Source organism: Gordonibacter sp. 28C (assembly GCF_003339845.1).
Taxonomy (GTDB): domain Bacteria; phylum Actinomycetota; class Coriobacteriia; order Coriobacteriales; family Eggerthellaceae; genus Gordonibacter.
This window is the reverse complement of the sequence record NZ_PPTR01000016.1, coordinates 25,783-43,037: the sequence shown is the minus strand read 5'-3', so window position 1 is coordinate 43,037 and position 17,255 is coordinate 25,783. Positions and strand designations below refer to the sequence as shown.

15 protein-coding genes are annotated in these 17,255 nt (G+C 61.1%); all 15 read right to left on the bottom strand.

All coding sequences use genetic code 11. The features are described from left to right. Positions 1-145 precede the first annotated feature (145 nt). The 15 genes from C1878_RS15005 to purD all read right to left on the bottom strand — a co-directional run bounded on the left by C1878_RS15005 (position 146) and on the right by purD (position 17,250). Positions 146-733, bottom strand: a complete 588-nt coding sequence (locus tag C1878_RS15005) for a hypothetical protein (protein ID WP_241963780.1) — start codon at positions 731-733, stop codon at positions 146-148. 1 nt (position 734) lies between these two features. After that, positions 735-1,508 (bottom strand): hypothetical protein, encoded by a 774-nt coding sequence (locus C1878_RS15000; protein WP_241963779.1) that lies wholly within the window; start codon positions 1,506-1,508, stop codon positions 735-737. Next, the gene (pilM, locus tag C1878_RS14995; protein ID WP_114602417.1) at positions 1,505-2,497 is read right to left on the bottom strand and encodes a pilus assembly protein PilM; all 993 of its coding nucleotides are present in this window, start codon (positions 2,495-2,497) and stop codon (positions 1,505-1,507) included. Before pilM ends, C1878_RS15000 begins: the two co-directional genes overlap by 4 nt. 208 nt (positions 2,498-2,705) lie before the next feature. Further along, positions 2,706-3,665 (bottom strand): A24 family peptidase, encoded by a 960-nt coding sequence (locus C1878_RS14990; RefSeq protein ID WP_255417935.1) that lies wholly within the window; start codon positions 3,663-3,665, stop codon positions 2,706-2,708. Between the two features lie 43 nt (positions 3,666-3,708). Further along, complete coding sequence (locus C1878_RS14985; protein WP_241963785.1) at positions 3,709-4,128, bottom strand: prepilin-type N-terminal cleavage/methylation domain-containing protein; 420 nt, start codon at positions 4,126-4,128, stop codon at positions 3,709-3,711. 116 nt (positions 4,129-4,244) lie between these two features. After that, positions 4,245-5,453: a type II secretion system F family protein gene (locus C1878_RS14980; protein WP_114602414.1), complete on the bottom strand. Its 1,209-nt coding sequence runs from the start codon at positions 5,451-5,453 to the stop codon at positions 4,245-4,247. Continuing rightward, on the bottom strand, positions 5,453-6,508 hold the full coding sequence (locus C1878_RS14975) for a type IV pilus twitching motility protein PilT (protein ID WP_114602413.1): 1,056 nt from the start codon (positions 6,506-6,508) through the stop codon (positions 5,453-5,455). The genes C1878_RS14980 and C1878_RS14975 overlap by 1 nt, the downstream gene beginning before the upstream one ends. Positions 6,509-6,650: 142 nt before the next feature. After that, positions 6,651-8,351: a GspE/PulE family protein gene (locus tag C1878_RS14970; RefSeq protein WP_114602412.1), complete on the bottom strand. Its 1,701-nt coding sequence runs from the start codon at positions 8,349-8,351 to the stop codon at positions 6,651-6,653. Beyond that, on the bottom strand, positions 8,352-8,894 hold the full coding sequence (locus tag C1878_RS14965) for a hypothetical protein (protein ID WP_114602411.1): 543 nt from the start codon (positions 8,892-8,894) through the stop codon (positions 8,352-8,354). Then, positions 8,891-9,232, bottom strand: a complete 342-nt coding sequence (locus C1878_RS14960) for a hypothetical protein (RefSeq protein WP_114602410.1) — start codon at positions 9,230-9,232, stop codon at positions 8,891-8,893. Before C1878_RS14960 ends, C1878_RS14965 begins: the two co-directional genes overlap by 4 nt. Next, positions 9,229-9,843 carry a hypothetical protein gene (locus tag C1878_RS14955; protein ID WP_147272967.1) on the bottom strand — a complete coding sequence of 205 codons (615 nt, stop codon included), beginning with the start codon at positions 9,841-9,843 and terminating at the stop codon, positions 9,229-9,231. Before C1878_RS14955 ends, C1878_RS14960 begins: the two co-directional genes overlap by 4 nt. Then, entirely contained in the window at positions 9,840-13,787 is a 3,948-nt protein-coding gene (locus tag C1878_RS14950) for a type II secretion system protein (RefSeq protein ID WP_114602408.1), read from the bottom strand. The genes C1878_RS14955 and C1878_RS14950 overlap by 4 nt, the downstream gene beginning before the upstream one ends. Before the next feature lie 272 nt (positions 13,788-14,059). Beyond that, the gene (locus C1878_RS17010) at positions 14,060-14,194 is read right to left on the bottom strand and encodes a hypothetical protein (protein ID WP_255417934.1); all 135 of its coding nucleotides are present in this window, start codon (positions 14,192-14,194) and stop codon (positions 14,060-14,062) included. 188 nt (positions 14,195-14,382) lie between these two features. After that, a complete protein-coding gene (locus C1878_RS14945; RefSeq protein ID WP_114602445.1) occupies positions 14,383-15,765 on the bottom strand; it encodes a radical SAM protein in 1,383 nt (460 codons plus the stop codon). A gap of 195 nt (positions 15,766-15,960) precedes the next feature. Next, positions 15,961-17,250 (bottom strand): phosphoribosylamine--glycine ligase, encoded by a 1,290-nt coding sequence (gene purD / locus C1878_RS14940; protein ID WP_114602407.1) that lies wholly within the window; start codon positions 17,248-17,250, stop codon positions 15,961-15,963. Between the last annotated feature and the right edge of the window lie 5 nt (positions 17,251-17,255).

The window sequence follows — 17,255 nt, the reverse complement described above, 5'->3', positions numbered from 1 at the left end:
AAAACGTCCGCAATTCCGAAGCGGGGTCCATCGACAAGGCATGCTTTCGCAGGTCGGACGCGCGGTGCAATCGCCGCCTCGGGAGACGGGGTCGCCTTTCGCGAAGATCGGCCAAAGCCTCGCTCCAGAAGGGCGACCCTCCCGCCTACGAGGCTTTGGCCTCCGCCAATCCGCTGAGGTTCGAGGCGCCCCTCGTCGTTTCGAAATAGGTGACGTCGAGCGTGGCGTTCACGCTTTCGATGCTGCCGTCGGCGAGCATCTTGCCGGTGAGGGTGAAGTCGGTTATGTCGCAGCGATACGAGCCGTTCTGAAGCGACTGCACGATGCCGAGCGCCGCATCGTAGCTCGGCACGGTGTACGTTATGGTGACGGGGCGGCGCACCAGCTCGCCCTCGAGCTCGGGCTGGCCGAACTTCACGTCGTAGGTGCCCACGCCCGCAAGCAGCGCGTTCAACTCGTCGAGCTCGTTGCGGATATTGTCGTACGTGGCCACCACGGGAAGCTTGTTCACGTCGCCGAGCTTCTCCAGCTCGCCTTCCATGCGCGTGCGCGCCATGGCCAGCGCCGTTTGCGTGTCTATCTGCTGCTGTATCTCCTGCAGCTGCAGATCGTTTTCGAGCTTCGTGTCGGCCACGTTTTTGATAACGAGGAAATAGTAGCATGCCGCCACGAGCAACACCGCCAACACCAACATGAGCACTTTCTCGCGCGTGGAGAAAGACCGGTTCAACATGCTACGCCGCGCCATTGCCGGCCCCCTCTCCCGCCGTCGTTCCGGCCGCACCAGTCGCGGCCCCGTTGGCGGCCGCTTCGGTTTCCGTCTCGAGCGCATCCTTGAGCGTGACTTCGATGGTCGCCGACGTTCCCGCATCGTCTTTGCCCTGGGCCGTGGAAACGGTGACGTGCGACACGCGGCTGTCGGATTCGAGCCGCTCCACCAGGCGCGACACCTCCGTAAGGTCGACGCCCAAGCACGTCGCCGTCACGGTGTTGCCCACCACCTTGACCGACGACAGGTACCCCACGGACATGAGGTTCGACCGGATGAGGTCGAGCAGCGCGTTGCGGTCGGCCAGACTCAGCTCGTCGTCCGTCAGGCCCGTTACCACGTAGCGCGCGTACGTCTCGTTGAGGGCAGCGTAGTTCTCGTTCGCAGCTACCAACTCGTTGAGCTGCGCTTGGGTGGCCGAGACCTGCGCTGAGCTGTCGAGACCGCTCGCAAGCGGGTCCACCACGGCGAACTTCGCGAACACGCCGATGAGCACGACGACGACCAGGAACAAGCCCACTTGCACGGCTATGCTGCTCTGAGCGGCTTCCTGCTTGACCAGGTTGATGGTTGTTTTGGAGGGGTACACGACCTTGCTCCGGCCGCCGCGCGAAGCGCGGCGGCCGGACCCTGGAGCGCCTTTCGGCGCTCCAGGGTCCGGCGCGGCAGCGCCGCTTTCCCCTTTGCGTCCGAACGAGCCGAACGATATGTTCTGGTTGAGATCGACCACTGCGATCACCTGGCCTTCATGGTCGCGCCCACGGCACCGGGGCATTGCGCGCGCAGATCGTCGTCGCCGCTCGCGTCGGGCATGATGTCGGCGATGGACCGCAGCTCGATGTCGAGATGGGCCGCCACCGCGTTCACCAGCGGCTGCAGCGACGACCCGCCGCCGCAGCAGTACGCCACCTCGACGTTGGTGTCGGGGTTGTTGAAGCCGTAGAAGTTGAGCGCGCGGCCTATCTCCACCGCGATGGACTCGTACACCTCGAAGGCCGCGGCGCTTTGCTGCACGCCTTCGTAATCGGCCAGCTTGTAGCCGTTCGCCACGTGCACGTCCACGCCGCGCTCGGCGGCGATGGCCTGATCGATGTCGGCACCGCCGATGTCGATGACGCGTGTGACGTCGTAGGCGCCGTCCGCGAAGAAGTGCAGCTTGGTGCCCGTGTGCGCGAAGTCGACGACGCAGCAGTTGGCGAGCGCGCGCGGGTTGCCGCCCACCAGGTTCTGGAAGGCCGCAGCCGCAGGCGTCGCTATGCGCAGGCGCATGCCGGCGCGACGGAACATCTCCAGGTAGTCGTCCACCGTCTGCTTCATGGTGGCGGCGGCCAGCAGGTCCATGCTCTCCGGCACGCCTTCGGAATCGAGGCGCGTGGCCAGCACGGCGTAATCGTAGTAGTAGCGGTCTTTGCCCTGGGCGATGTAGTCGCGGAACTCGTAAGGGAGGTTCAGTTCGAGCTCCTTCTCCGTCATGGCGGGAACGGAAAGCCGACGCACCAGGCAGTCGGCCGCCGACAGCACGATCGCCGCGTCCTTCGCAATGCCGCCCGTGCGCTTCACCAACGACTTGATGAAATCGGCCATGGCGTCGAAGCTGATGAGCCGGCCTTCGGCCATCAGCCCTTCCGGCAAAGCCTCGACCACGATGGTTCTAACGACGTCGCCATCGCACACCGCCAGCTTCACGCTCGCGTTGCCGATGTCGACCCCCGTGTACGTTTTACCCATGCGGAGAAGTCCTTTCGATCCCGCATTCCCTTTAGGGACAGTTTATATCATTCACCAGCGAATATCGCGCCGTTGTTGCATCAAGGGGCCGCACTCATCAAAAGAAGCTCATGTGCGCTTCCTGTTGACACCGCACGGGATCCTTCGACTGCGGCGGCTGCGCCGCCTCCGCTCAGGATGACAGGGAGGAGAGACGACAGAACCAACGCTAGAAAAGCCCGACGTACCAGGTGAGGACGAAGGGGCCGCCGAGCACCGTGAGCATGGCGGCCGCGGCGATGGCCGGTCCGAAAGGGAAGGCTTTGGTACCGGGCGAACCGTCGCCACCGTCCTGCGCCCCCGCATCTCCCTGCGGCGATCGCAGGCGAACCGCGGCGAACACCAGGCCCAGCACGCAAGCTACCAGCAGGTTCAGCAGCGACAGGGCCACGCCGAGGAACAGCCCGACGGCGAATAGCAGCTTCACGTCGCCACCGCCGAGCGACGTTTTGCCCGTGACCGCGTCGAACGCGAGCGAGAACAACAGGATGCCGCCGCCCACCAGCACCGCCCCGGCGAGCCCGTCGAGCAGGCCAGCCAGCCCGCCCGCGCCCACCAAAGGAACGAACATGGTTCCCACGCCGAACATCGACACAGCTTTCTCGGGGGTCCCGCCAGCCATGAGCACGTCGACGACCGCAGAGGACGAGGCGACGCGCGCGCCTTCGGGCACCAGGGGCCAAGCCACGGCCCCTGCGGCCGACGCGGCCATCATGAGCAGCCACACGACGATCGCCGCCACCACGAAGCCGTTGGGGATGGTGAACGTGTCCAGGTCGACGAGCGCCGCCCCCATGAGGATGCAGGCGAGCGCCGCGTAAGCCAGCCAAGGTACGCCCACACCGTACACGACGAGCAGCGCGACGAACAGCACGGCCATGAGCGCCTCGACCACCACGTAGCGCGAGCTGACGCGCTGCCCGCAGTGCCGACAGTGGCCGCGCAACGCGAGCCACGACACGATGGGAACGAGATCGAGCACCCCGAGCGCATGCCCGCAGCTCGTGCAATGGCTGCGACCTTTGAACACGCTTTCACCGTTGGCAACACGCCAAGCCAAGCAGTTGATAAAGCTGCCCATGACCGCACCGAGCAAAGCGGCGATCCCGATGAGGATCGCCGCTTGCATGGGGGTGAAGATGTTGAGCGGGAGGAGCAATTTTTGCTACTTGCTACTCAGCTGCTACCGCCACCGTGATGTCGCCCTTGTCACTTACAGTAAACGTATAGACGATCTTCTTGCTCGCTGTCCATTCAGGTAAATAAGAAGGCTTGTCGGTTACTTTGGCGCTGGTACCCTTAGTCTCGTACGCCTTCGTAGCGTCAGTCGAAAGCTCGGCATCGGTAGTCAAATAATATTTGGCATTATTTGCTATCTTCGTACCCGCATCGTCTTCCTTGGTCATTGTAAACACCTGCGCCTGTGCATAACCAGAACGAATATTTGCCTCATCGGTTGAGGCGTTCGCGCTGTCCATGGCTCCTGAAAACACCGGAACAGCAACAGCCACCAACACGAGGATGATCGCCACGACGATCAGCAGCTCGGCCAGCGTGAAGCCGCCCTTTTCCTCTCTCACCCTCTTGATCATTTCCTTCACGATTACTTTCCTTTCTTTCTCCGACAGCCCTGCGCCGTCAGAACTCGGACCTCTTCACAGTGTGCACGATGATACACCATTTAACACACCCCCGGTAGCATAACCGCCTACATGTTCGCGTACATAGTGAATAACGGCAGGTAAAGCGCTATGACGATGAACCCTGCGAACAGCGCCATGAGCACCAGCAGCGCGGGCTCCATGAGCGACAAGGCGCGGTCGGTCACGCGCTGCGTCTCGCTGTCGTAGAACTCGCCCATGGTTTCCAACGTTGCTTCCAATTCTCCGGTCTGCTCGCCCACGGCGCACATCTCCACGAGCGTGCGCGGAAAGTACCGGCATTGCTCCATACACTCGCCCAGCGTGCGGCCCTCCTCTAAACCCGATTCCATGCGTCCCACCTCGCGTGATAGCACGTAGTTGCCCAGCACGCGCCCGGTCACCGCCACGGCGCGCGTCATGGGCAAACCGGCTGCGATAAGCGTCGACATGGTGTTCGCAAACTGGGAGGCGCCGGAGAACTCGCCTACCACGCCCAGCACCGGCATCTTCAGCTTCGCCTTGGCGAGCATCGTCTTGCCCGCCTCGGTCTTGCTGTACAGCCGCGCGCCCACCACAACCAACACCAGCACCACCAGCAAGATGAGCCAGTTCGCCGACATCCAGTTGGAAGCGTCAATCAAAAATTGAGTGATGGCCGGCATGTCGGTGCCCAGCGACGACACCATGCCCGCGATGGCGGGAATGACCATGACCATCATCACGGCCACCACCACCACGGCGATGATCAGCACGAAGATGGGGTACGTGAGCGCACTGGCCACCTTCGCGCCCACTTTCGCGCGCTTGTCGTAGTACTTGTGCAGGCGCGTGAAGCTCTCGGGCAGGTGCCCGCTCTCCTCGCCGGCGCGCACGGTTTCCACGAACACGCGCGGCAGCTCGGGGCCCTTGTTCTCGAAGCTGTCGGCCAGCCCGTGACCGCTCGCCACGTCGGTGGCCACGTCGGCCAGTATCTGATGCAGGTACTTGTCGGTGGTTTGGTCGGCCACCAGCGACACGGCGCGGGCGATGGAGAGCCCCGCCTGCAAGATGATGGCGAACTGCGAGCACATGATGGCGAGCTGCTTCGGCTTGGCGCGCGGCTTCGTTATGTTCACGTTGAGCAGGTTCTTGCTCTCGCGCACCTCCTTGACGCTCTGCACGATGCGGCACAGGTCGCGCGCCTGCTCCATGGCCTCGATCTCGTCGTAGGCCTCCACGACGCCGGTGATCTTCTCGCCCGCGTCGGATAGTCCGGTGTAGGTGAAAGTGGGCATCAGCGAACGTTCTTTCTCACATAGTCGAGGTCATGGGCCGCCTCGAGCGCCGTTTGCGCGTCGATGGCGCGGTTGCGGTACAGGTTCAGCAGCGCGTTGTCCATAGTGACGCTGCCTGCGGCGGCCGACGTGGCCAGCGAGCTTTGGATCTGCGGCGTCTTTCCTTCGCGGATGAGGTTGCGAATAGCGGGCGTCACCATCATGAGCTCGCACGCCAGCGCGCGGCCCTGGCCGTCGCGGCTGGGCAGCAGCTGCTGGGACAGCACCGCCACCAGCGTGGTGGATATCTGCATGCGGATCTGGCGCTGCAGCCCCTCGGGGAACACGTCCACCATGCGGTCGATGGAGTCGGCGGCGCTCTTCGTGTGCAGCGTGGCCAGCACGAAGTGACCCGTCTCGGCGGCGGTGAGCGCCGTTTGGATGGTGTCGAGGTCGCGCATCTCGCCGATGAGGATGATGTCGGGGTCTTCGCGCAGCACGGCGCGCAGGGCGTTGTGGTAGCTTTCCGTGTCCTGGCCGATCTCGCGCTGGGAGATGATGGAGCGGTCGGGCGTGTAGATGTACTCGATGGGGTCTTCCATGGTGATGATGTTCTCGGCGCGCGTGTGGTTGATGGTGTCGATGAGAGCGGCGAGCGTGGTGGATTTGCCGCTGCCCGTTTCGCCCGTCACCACTACGATGCCGCGCTGGATCTTCGGGAAGTCCATGACGGCGGGGGGCAGGCCGAGCGTCTCGAGCGGCGGGATGACGTCGGACAGCAGGCGCAAGGCGGCGCTTACATGGCCCTGCTGGCGGAACAGGTTGATGCGCACGCGGACGCCGGCGATGGTGTCGGCGCGGTCGAGCTCGCCGCTGCGCTCGATGTGGGCGTAATCCTGACCGGCCAGGTCGCGCGCCAAATGCTCGCACGCTTCGTGCGTGAGCGGCGCGTCGCCGTCGACGCCCGCGTTCACCAAATGCCCGTTCACGCGGAACTTTACCGGCAGGCCGCACACCAGGTGCACGTCGGATGCGTTCGCATCGTGCGCATGGGAGATGAGTTGTTCGATGTTCATGTTGCGGTCCTTCTTCTTCGAGAGATCCTTCGACTCGCTTCGCTCGCTCAGGATGACAACCAGGGGCGCTTCTTCGCTCGAATGGCAACCTGCCTGTCATCCTGAGCGGAGCGCGTAGCGCGGAGTCGAAGGATCTCGCCTTTTACTCCAGCGCCGTGATGGTCTTGCGCGCTTCTTCGACGGTGGTCACGCCGTGCAGCACGAGCTCGCGGCAGCTGTCGCCCATCGTATGGTACGACCCCGATTGCTCGATGGCGGTTTGCAGCTCCTCGCGCGTGGCGCCGCCCGTGATGCGGGCGCGCAGAGCGCGGTCGAGCACCAGGATCTCGAACACGCCCGTGCGTCCGCGATAGCCGGTGCCGAAGCACATGGGGCAGCCTTCGCCGCGGTAGAACTTCGCGTTCGGGTCGTACGCCATGCCGATCGCCTCGAACTCCTCCGGGTCCGGCGCGTACTCCTCGCGGCAGTGCGGGCACACCAGACGCACGAGGCGCTGGGAGATGATGCCGCGCACGCCGCTGGCGATGAGGTAGGGCTCCACGCCGATGTCGACCAGGCGGTCGATGGTGGAGGCCGCGTCGAACGTGTGCACGGTCGAGAGCACCAAGTGGCCGGTGATGGCGGCGCGCATGGCTATCTCGGCCGTCTCGCCGTCGCGGATCTCGCCCACGGCCACGATGTCGGGGTCCTGGCGCAGGATGGCGCGCAGGCCGCTGGCGAACGTCATGCCCGTCTTCTCGTTGATCTGCACCTGGTTCGCGCCATCGATGTTGTACTCCACGGGGTCTTCCAGCGTGACGAGGTTCACGGAGTCGTTGTTCAGCTCGCGGATCATCGTGTACATGGTGGAGCTCTTGCCCGACCCGGTGGGGCCCACGATGAGCACCATGCCGTTGTTCGCGTGGATGAGGCGGTTGTACTTCTCCAGGTTGCCGCCCGCGAGGCCGATGCCCTTGGGGTCGAACAGCGACTCGTTCTTGTCGAGCAGGCGGATGACCACCGTCTCGCCGTGGATGGTGGGCAGCGTGTTGATGCGCAGGTCGATGTCCTGCTTCTTCAGGCGGATGTTCGCGCGGCCGTCCTGCGGCACGCGGCGCTCGGACGTGTTCATGCCGCCCATGATCTTCAGACGCGAGATGACGGACGCCTGCAGCTCCTTCGGCACGGTGAGGATGGTGCGCAGCACGCCGTCGATGCGCATACGCACATGCAGGTCCAGCTCGCGCGGCTCCAGGTGGATGTCGCTGGCGCGCTCGGTGGCGGCGCGCTCGATGATGCTGTTCACCAGGCGCACCGTGGGAGCGGATTGCGCGTCGGCGTCGTCGCCCAGCGTGGAGGTTTGGAACGACCCCGCATCGTCGGTTCCGGCTGCGCGGGCGTCGCGCTTCATCTCCTCGATGGCGCGGGCGGCGCCCTCGTTGCCGTAGAGCGTCATGATGGCGCGCATGACCGAATCGCCCGTGGCCACCATGGGGACGACGCGTTTGCGCGTGGCGTTCTTCACGGCTTCGATGGCCATGAAGTTGAGCGGATCGCTCATGGCCAGGTACACGTCTTCGGGCGTGGTGCGCACCGGCACGACGTTGTACTGGCGCGCCACGTTCTTCGACACGACGCGGCTCATCTCGGGGTCGAGGTCTATCTGCGAGAGGTCGACGAACTCGATGCCCAGCTGCATCTGCAGCGCCTCGATGAGCTCGGCCTCCGTGATGACGCCCTCGGCGATGAGCTCGTCGCCGAGGCGCCGCTTCGATTCCTTCTGTTGCGCGAGCGCGTGCCCCAGCTGCTCATCGGTGATGAGCCCCGCATCGGTCAGCACGTCTCCCAAGCGCTTGTATGCCATTTACGATCCTATCCTTTTCACGGTCATCGTGGTTTCAGCGAGCACGGTATCGCCTGAGCTTATGGTTAAATGGAAGGTCCAGAGGCCGGTGTCTTCGTCGTAGGCAAGGCTTGCGAGACGGGGCGCGAGGCCATTTTGGGTTGGAGCTAGAAGATACTGTCCGCTGTCAGCGTTAAGCCAAATGCCCGCCTCGTTCGTTTGCAAGACACCCTCCGAGCGGAGCGTGGCGCTGGTGAAATAGAGCTCTCTGCCGTCCTCTTGGACGCCATCCTCGGCATCCAACGCATACGTCAGCTCATCGGACACGAGTTCCACGGCTTGCGTCAGCATCGTGTCGGCGCGCGTTTTCATGGTGATGTTCGCATAGGCGCTCATGGCCGCGCCGATTCCCGCGGACACGACCACGCACAACAGCCCGATGAAGATGACGCTGACCAGCTGCTCGCCCAGCATGAACCCGCGCGTATCGCGCAGACGCAAGCGGATACGGGCGAAGGCGCAGAGGTGCGCGGGCGGATTGTTGTGCGGAGGAAGGCGCTTCATTGTTGGCCGCCGTTGGCGTTTGGCTGTGGTTCGTACCGGTGGAACATTCCGTTGTCGGAGGCGTATACGTTCACGCTTGGAGAAACGGAAATACCGGACATTTTGATGGTTGCACTGCCCCCGACAACAGAAGAGTTTTCGAACACGGAGCTTTCCTCTTGGTATACCGTGTGCAACGCGCGCTCGGTCGTGGCGGTCATGTTGACCGACGCTATGACCATAGTGGCCAGCGCCGTAGCGCCGAGTGCAGCAATGAGGATGGCCGTGAGCGTCTCGATGAGCGTATCGCCCTCTTGGCTGCGCCACTTTCTTTTCAGCGCGTCGCGGAAGCCTTTCATGCGGCGGCTCCCGTCTTTTTGATGACCGGCTGCTCGTACTCGAAATGGGTCAGCTTCCCCTGCACGTTGTACGTGGGAATGCACTGCACCAGCACGGTCGTGTCATACGACGAGGCGGTGGTCGCATCGGACGAGAGGGTCAAGGCGACGGTGATGTTGAGGTCCCGGTCCACAGTCACAGAGCCGTGGACGTCGTCGAACGTGTACGTCCCGTCGCTACCGGTGTTGTTCACGGAAATCGTGAGACCGCTGTAGGTCAGCGATGCGTCCGTGCCGTTGCGCATAGCGAGAATGTCAGCACCATGCTCTTTCCAAAACTCCGATGCGAAAGGCTGCCCACCTTCTGCAAAAGTAAGCGTTGCCGCATTGCCTTCGTAGCTCACACTCAAGCGAGCCGAGGCCAAGTCGCTCCCCACGAGCTGCGCCGCCGAGCTCACGGTGAACTCGTCCTGCTGCAACTCCTGATGAGTGACTACCGCCTTGGCCTGCACCGAAGCCGCCGTAACCACCACCGACCCAACAATGGCACATATGAGGAAAAACACCAACGCGATAATAATAGAGGCCCCGGAGGTGTCACGAAGCTTGCTTGCAACCAAGCGCCGCATCATCGTTCTTCCCCATACGGCTCCGTTACGGGAATAGAATCAAACCCTTCTCCTTTAATGAACACTTCACCGAAAGTGCAATCCAAAGTGGAAGATACTGATTTTAATCCGGTAACGCCGCCCATAAACGATAGGTACTTTTCTTTTTCCGTCACCGTCACTTGAACTTTGGGTAGAAGAAGGTTCACGGTGTCAACTGAACATTGCTCGATCGTCGTATCTCCATAGATAGCACCAGCAAGACCACCGCAAACCACCATGCTAGTATTGCTATTCACAACAGAGTGCGTGGTGTTCATGCCAACGTCAATCGAGTCGACTTTGCATTTTTCGATAGTGGAATCTTGGGCTCGACCAACAAGACCGCCCACCGTCACGGTAGCGGTGTTTCCCCAATTGCCGTTGGTGCCGAACCTGTCTCCCGTAAAGGTAACGCCTCTCACGACCGACCCTGTGATTGTTGAGTTGTACGCACTTCCCACCAGACAACCCCAGCCGAACGGACCGCTTCCGTACAAAATGGAAACGGTCAAATTGTTGCCCTCGATGCTGCAGTTAGAAACGTCGCAGTAATACATAGCTCCCACCAACAGACCCAAGGTGTCAGACGACCCATTGAAGCCGCTAGTGGCGCCTGCCTGCGGAAAAGCATAGTTGCCGTTTTCCTCGGAAACCAAGCGTATGTTTTTCAGCACCGCATGTTTGTCGGGCGTTCCTTTTACTTGGGCAAACAAGCCCGTTCCGCGAAGGTTGCCTTCTACGGTACCTCCAACATAGTAGTTTTGCAAAGTTTGATAAAAGTTACGAATAGCGTAGTTGTTTCCGTCGTACGAACCGGAGAAAGGATCGACATACTTGGAAGCGGCGAGATCTTTATAGTCCGCCATGTCAATATCGTGCGTTTGCGAAAAGATATCACTCATGTAGCTTCGCTGAACTTGGTAAGTTGCCAATGTCCCAATGAATTGGGAGGCATGACGTACGACCCATGATGTGCTTTCCGATTTGCCCCACTTTGAAGCATCTTCCGGGCCTTTTAAAGCTTCTTCCGAGCCTTTTGAAATTGCCGCAGCAAAGTTTAGATTGCATGAGAACGTGGACGTTTTCGTCCAGAACTCATTAGCGCTAGTATATGTCAACATCTTGGTCGAGCCTCTTTGCTGTCCGTTGTTCCTCGGCACATCGATGTAATAGGCATCATAGCCGATACCATTCAAATCAATTGAAATGCCCGGGGAAGAAACCTTAGGCGACCCCGCAACGGCCGTAGGAGCCGCCGCACCTGACGGCACTACTACATAGTAGCCCCAGCTGGCTATTTCGTTTCCATTGGGCAAATGAGGCACCACATCATCGTCCGCCTCATCGCCAAGATATCCGAACCAACCCGTAAGTCCGTCTGCGCTATCGAACTCTAAATACATAAGTCCTACGCTCTTTTTTTGCCGTTGATACACAGCGGAAAGCGTGGTGCCCTGCATGGCCAGAGTGGGGTAGTCGCCCACCTTGCCTGCTGCAGGAACTTCGAGTGGTGCACCATTCGTTGTATCGGATGTCGTCCAATGAGAGAACATATACGCATAATCATCATCAGCATAGTTGTTCGCAGCCGCAATAGTCGCCACGTTTTCGTTCGAGGCCTCGATATGAGGCACATATTGAGAAGCCACTTTGCCGCTTTTAGTTTCGTATGTCAAAACGCGATAAAAGCGACGATCTTCTTGATTGGTGATTTTGAAATCGTATTTATTGCCCGCCGAAGTACTGTACCTACACGTAAAAGGATCGTCTTGGGTGCCTATCGACCGTGCGGCCGGCATCGGCTCAAGATCATCCATGGAATTCCCCCGATACAACCATAACGCCACGTTGGTCATCTGGGTGCTGCGCACTCCCTTCAGCACGGTAGCCATATCGCTGCTGTAATTCTTTATATTGTCAAAACCGATACCGGGAGAAACAGAGTAATAGACGCGAACGTTTGCACCTTCCGAGAGATACACGTTCGCTTGTTTATAACCGTCGTCAGTCTTTGCGCTACTCACCGTCCACGAGACGTCGGAAGACGATGCGCCGAATTCTTTTTCAAAAGCTTTCCGAGCGGTTTCGGAAGCCGGTTCTTCCACACGACGCGAGGCACTTTCGCTCGCGCCGCTAAGGAAGTTGTCATCGAGAGTCTTGCCTTTCGCCATCATGTTGAAATAATCCTGCACCTCGGTCGATTTAGGCGCAGTTCGCACATACATCTCCACGCTTCCCGTGTCGTCGGCAAGGTCGACGGTGTTTTTTGCGACAAGGTCTTGGAGTTGCGCCGCGTTGACCGTTATCGCAACTATGTTTTCGGCGTTTTGGCCGGCAATATCACCCGCAATCACAGTGCCGTCCGCCTTATGCCATGTCAGGCAGTCCTCGAGCTCGGAATAATTCGAATACCATTCCCACTCGTTGTTGCGCATATACCCCACGCGCGTATAGTCGCCTTTCTTCTGCTTAACCCAAAGCTCCCATACTTGGTACTGATGCGCAGTACCGTTGATTTCGTATGAGCCAGCAGTCGCCTTCAACGATGCAAGAGAGGAGGCTGCCTCGCCCATGCCAACCCATCCACCGGTGTAGAATTGGGTTCCCGCCTGTGGATTCTCTTTAATGAGCGCATCGTTTATCGTAGATTCTTTGATTTCGTTGTTTGCGAGCTCTTCAACTGCAGCGGGCGTCACTGCGTCCTTGCCTTCCTGATCGACCGCGTGGACCACTGGGTCGGTATAGAATCCCGTAACGTGTTCTGCCTGACCCCCCACCTGTTTGGACGAAGGGTTGGTCACGTACAAAGCCAGCTTTGCTACCGAAGCGGGCCATTCGATGTTGGCAGTTGCCGTGGCGGCGATGCTTGGGTGATTGGTTGACTCCACCCTCGCATCCACGCGAACGCTGTCTTTAACGGCGAATTTGTCCAAAACGCCCATCAGCTTCTTGCCGTCGTCCGAGCCGTCAGCACGCACCGCGCGGACGAGCGCATTCAAATCGAACGCGTACGCTTTCCCAGAAGCAGCGCCACTCCGATCCAGACGCTGAAGGATGGAACTGCTGGCAGCTCCACCGGTGTAGGGACGTGAGACCGTAGCGCCGTCAATCGTTGCCGACACCATGATCATCGAACCCGAAGTCGCAGCATCGCTCAGACCGGTGACGGTGAACGACACCTCGCTTCCGTTCTTTTCTGTCTTCGTGAGCGTCAGTTCAGTCTTCGTGCTCCACGCCACATGGTCATCGAGGTTCTGATCGAGCACGAAAAGAAGTCCCTGGCCTTTGCCCTTGTCGCCAACCCAGATTACCGGATTCTCGAGGGCGACCGCGTTCGTGGCTCCCGAGGGTGTCCCTTGGTAATAGCCGATCATAGGGTTGTTCGCCATACGGGCAGCTTGGTCGCGTAAGTTTTCGCCTGTGTAGTACTGCTGCGCCGCGTCCGTGTTTGATGGAGCACTGCCAAAGAAGCCCGACTTGCCGTCGGTGTAGAACACGCTCACCACGTTGGCGGTCGATGCAGTGAATTCGATGATGTAATCGGCATTGCGCACCGAGTCGTCAATGGACAAGCTCGGAACGATGCCGCTATTCCGCGCTTCGGCAGCGATCATGTAGTAGGTATCCGACGGCATGTCTGCGGGCAAGTTCTTGGCACGCGGGTACTTCACGTTTTTGGCATCGGTACCCGTGCCGCCCTTCTCGATGGTCGATAGCCACGTGCCCGCCACCTTTTTCGCGGTCATTTGCGTTTGAGCGGCGTTGGCTATCGATTCGGCGGCGTTGTTGAGTTCCATCATGCGCATGTTGTTCTGCGCGGTGATGATCGAGGGGATTGCCAAGGCGGCAAGCACGAGGATGATGGCAATTACAATCAAAAGCTCGGCGAGCGTGAAACCGGCGTTATGCTTTGTGCGGGCTGCCATGCGTGAAATATCGACCCCTTCTCGTTACGTTGCCCCGAGTCGTACATTCCAGTATCTCGCAGCGATTGAGACCAAGCCACCCTCAAAAGGTATTTGACCATATCTTATAACAAAAAACCACCCCTCTGTCCTTTTATTCCCAGGTAGCGGGGTGATCTTTTCGATTCTCTTTTACGGATGGCAACGCGTTTACAAAGACGTCGGAGCAGCATGCTAGCGCTTGGCATGTAGGCGCTTGACGACAGTCGATGAAAGCAGGCGGTCGCGAGGATCTACCCGAAGATCAGCTCGCGTTCCTCGCCCACCAGGGCGGCGCGGGCTTGGTCGCGCAGGTTGTTCACGCCGATGAAGAACTGGCGCATCATCACCACCATGAGGTAGCAGGGCAAGTGTGGTGGCTTTTGCAACTTGCATAGTGTGTTCCTTGCATCTTGCATACCGAACGATTTGCATTTTGTATACCTAAATGGGTGCATTTTCCTAAACGGGTTAGGTGAATTTTCTAGAATTGCCTAATAGGCTGCGCGTTGATACAACGCTTGCAACCTAGCTACTTGCCTCCATTCTACACTTTCAGGACACCTCGAATTTAGCGCTACCCGAAGATCAGCTCGCGTTCCTCGCCAACCAGGGCGGCGCGAGCTTGATCGCGCAGGTTGTTCACGCCGATGAAGAACTGGCGCATCATCACCACCATGAGGTAGCGGCCCTTCGGCGTGAGCGTGAGCTCGTCGCGCGTGTCGCGCTCGAAGGCGCCGGACGCCTTCATGAAGGCCATCTCCACGGGCAGGCCGGCCTCCACCGTGCAGCCGAAGTCCTGCTCGAACTGGCGCTTGTCCAGGCGCAGGCCGAACAGCTGCATCATGAAGCGGTAGCGCATGCGGTCGTGCTTGCTGAACGTGGTCTTGCCCATGAGCGACATGCGGCCCTGCGCGATGGCGGCGTTGTAATCGTTGACGGAGAACGTGTTCACGTACAGGTTCTCGCCCAGATACGTGATGCCGCCGGATCCGATGGCGGGGTACTCCTCGTAGTCCACCACGTACTCGTCGATCATGGCGCGAGGGGCTGCAGGTTCGTCGGCTGACGCCGCAGGGGATCCTTCGACTCCGCGCTGCGCGCTCCGCTCAGGATGACAGGTGGGGGATGCGTCGGTGCCGCGCTTGTTGAACGTCCAGGCGCTGCCGTGGTCGAACAGCGGGTCGGCACCGCCGGCCAGCAGCTCGTCAATTATCCGGTAGTACGTCCGCTCGCGGGTGTAGTCGACCCGGCCCACCGTGCGGGCGAGCTGGCGCGCGACGCTCGGACTGGCCATGAGCGGGTAGAACGTGGTCTGGCTCGTGCCGCTTTCCACCACGCGCTCGATGTCGTTGATGAGGATGTCCTCGGTCTGCGCGGGGAAGTTGAATATCATGTCTACGTTGAGCGACGTGAAGTAGGGGCTGGCCTCGCCGATGCGCTCGAGGATCTCCGCGCCGCTGCCGTACTTGTCGTAACGGTCCATCTGCTTGAGCAGGCCGTCGTCGAAGCTCTGCACGCCCACGCTCAGGCGCTGCACGCGGCCCTGCAGCTTGTCCAGATAGCTGGGAATGAGGTGGTTCGGGTTCGTTTCGCTCGACACTTCCTTGATGGAGAACGTCTCCTTGGCCAAGTCGATGGTGTCGCACAGCTCGTCGATCATGATGGTGGGCGTGCCGCCGCCCACGTACAGGCTCTCGAAGTCGTAGCCCAGATCCTTCAGCATCATCATCTCTTTGCGCATGCTGGCGAAGTACGGCACGGCGCGCTCTTCCGCGAATGGAAAGCGGTTGAACGAGCAGTACGGGCACAAGCGCTCGCAGAACGGCACGTGCATGTACAGCATGTACTTCTGCCCCGGCTTCGGCGCGGGAACCCGCACGTCGTCGGTGGGCTGAAGCTTCAGGTAGTTCTTCGTGCACTGCCGTACCACGGCGGTGAGCATGCGTTCGGATAACACGATGGATGTGCCTCTTTCCTGTTCAGAACCCGTGGCGGGCCGCATTTCCACTCCTCGCCTAAGTCGACCCGTAGGGGCGATCTCCTGATCGCCCGTTCGCGCGCAGCGCGAAAACGCGGCCCGCGGTTGCTTTTCCGGCTGCGCCGGAACGGGCGATCAGGAGATCGTCCCTACGGGGGCAACCGGCGAGTAAATCTAGTTCCAGGCCTCGCGACCGGCGGCGGCTTTCTTGCCGATGTCGGTGCGGTACTGCTTGCCCTCGAAGTTGATGAGGTTGCACGCCTCGTAGGCCTTCTCGCGCGCGTCGTCGAACGAGTCGCCCAAGGCCACCACGTTGAGCACGCGGCCGCCGGCCGTGACCAGCTCGCCGTCGGCGTTGCGGGCCGTGCCGGCATGGAACACCGTCACGCCGTCCAGCTCCTCGGCCTCTTCGATGCCCAGGATGACTTTGCCCTTCTCGTAGGCGCCGGGGTAGCCCTCGCTGGCCAGCACCACGCACACGGCCCACTGCTCGCTCCAGCGCAGGTCGATGTCGTCGGGGCGGCCTTCGGCCACGGCCAGCACGATATCCACCAGGTCGGCCTCGAGGCGCGGCAGCACCACCTGCGTCTCGGGGTCGCCGAAGCGCGCGTTGAACTCCAGCACCTTCGGGCCCTCGGGCGTGAGCATGAACCCGCCGTACAGCACGCCGCGGTAGTCGTGATCGAACTCGCGGGCCGTGGCGGCTGCGGAGCGCTCCATGATGTCGTGCATGGCCGCCAGCTCGTCGGCCGTGACGATGGGCACCGGCGAGTACACGCCCATGCCGCCCGTGTTCGGACCGCGGTCGCCGTCGAAGGCGCGCTTGTGGTCCTGCGACGTAGCCATGCAGTGGGCCTTGCCGTTGCTCACGAACGCCAGCATGGAGCACTCGGGGCCGGTGAGGCACTCCTCGATGACCACGGTGGAACCGGCCTCGCCGAACGCGCCGTCGAAGCAGGAGCGCACGGCCTCTTCCGCCGTCTCCCTATCCTCGGCCACGATGACGCCCTTGCCCGCCGCCAGGCCGTCGGCCTTCACCACGACGGGGACGTCCATCGCCGACAGGTAGCCCAGCGCCTCCTCGAGGTCGTCGAAGCTGCCGTAGCGGGCGGTGGGAATGCCGTTGGCGTCCATGAAGCGCTTGCTGAACGTCTTGCTGCCCTCGAGCTGCGCTCCCTGCGCGTCGGGGCCGAACACGGCGATGCCCGCCTCGCGCAGGTCGTCGGCCACGCCGGCGACGAGCGGAGCCTCGGGGCCTATCACCACGAGGTCGATGTCGTGCTCCTCGGCGAACGCGAGCACCTCGCGGCCGTCCTCCGCCGCCAGATCGGGCACGTTGCGGGCGACGTCGGCCGTGCCGCCGTTGCCCGGCGCCACGTAGAGCTTGTCCGTGCGCGGGGATTTCGCAAGCGCCCATGCGATGGCATGTTCGCGGCCGCCGCCGCCCAAGACCAAGATGTTCACAATCG

Bases quoted from the DNA above. Each gene is read 5' to 3' on its own strand.
- C1878_RS15005 (WP_241963780.1), bottom strand. From the start codon at position 733: ATGTTGAACCGGTCTTTCTCCACGCGCGAGAAAGTGCTCATGTTGGTG.
- pilM (WP_114602417.1), bottom strand. From the start codon at position 2,497: ATGGGTAAAACGTACACGGGGGTCGACATCGGCAACGCGAGCGTGAAG.
- C1878_RS14990 (WP_255417935.1), bottom strand. From the start codon at position 3,665: ATGCAAGCGGCGATCCTCATCGGGATCGCCGCTTTGCTCGGTGCGGTC.
- C1878_RS14985 (WP_241963785.1), bottom strand. From the start codon at position 4,128: ATGATCAAGAGGGTGAGAGAGGAAAAGGGCGGCTTCACGCTGGCCGAG.
- C1878_RS14980 (WP_114602414.1), bottom strand. From the start codon at position 5,453: ATGCCCACTTTCACCTACACCGGACTATCCGACGCGGGCGAGAAGATC.
- C1878_RS14975 (WP_114602413.1), bottom strand. From the start codon at position 6,508: ATGAACATCGAACAACTCATCTCCCATGCGCACGATGCGAACGCATCC.
- C1878_RS14970 (WP_114602412.1), bottom strand. From the start codon at position 8,351: ATGGCATACAAGCGCTTGGGAGACGTGCTGACCGATGCGGGGCTCATC.
- C1878_RS14965 (WP_114602411.1), bottom strand. From the start codon at position 8,894: ATGAAGCGCCTTCCTCCGCACAACAATCCGCCCGCGCACCTCTGCGCC.
- C1878_RS14960 (WP_114602410.1), bottom strand. From the start codon at position 9,232: ATGAAAGGCTTCCGCGACGCGCTGAAAAGAAAGTGGCGCAGCCAAGAG.
- C1878_RS14955 (WP_147272967.1), bottom strand. From the start codon at position 9,843: ATGATGCGGCGCTTGGTTGCAAGCAAGCTTCGTGACACCTCCGGGGCC.
- C1878_RS14950 (WP_114602408.1), bottom strand. From the start codon at position 13,787: ATGGCAGCCCGCACAAAGCATAACGCCGGTTTCACGCTCGCCGAGCTT.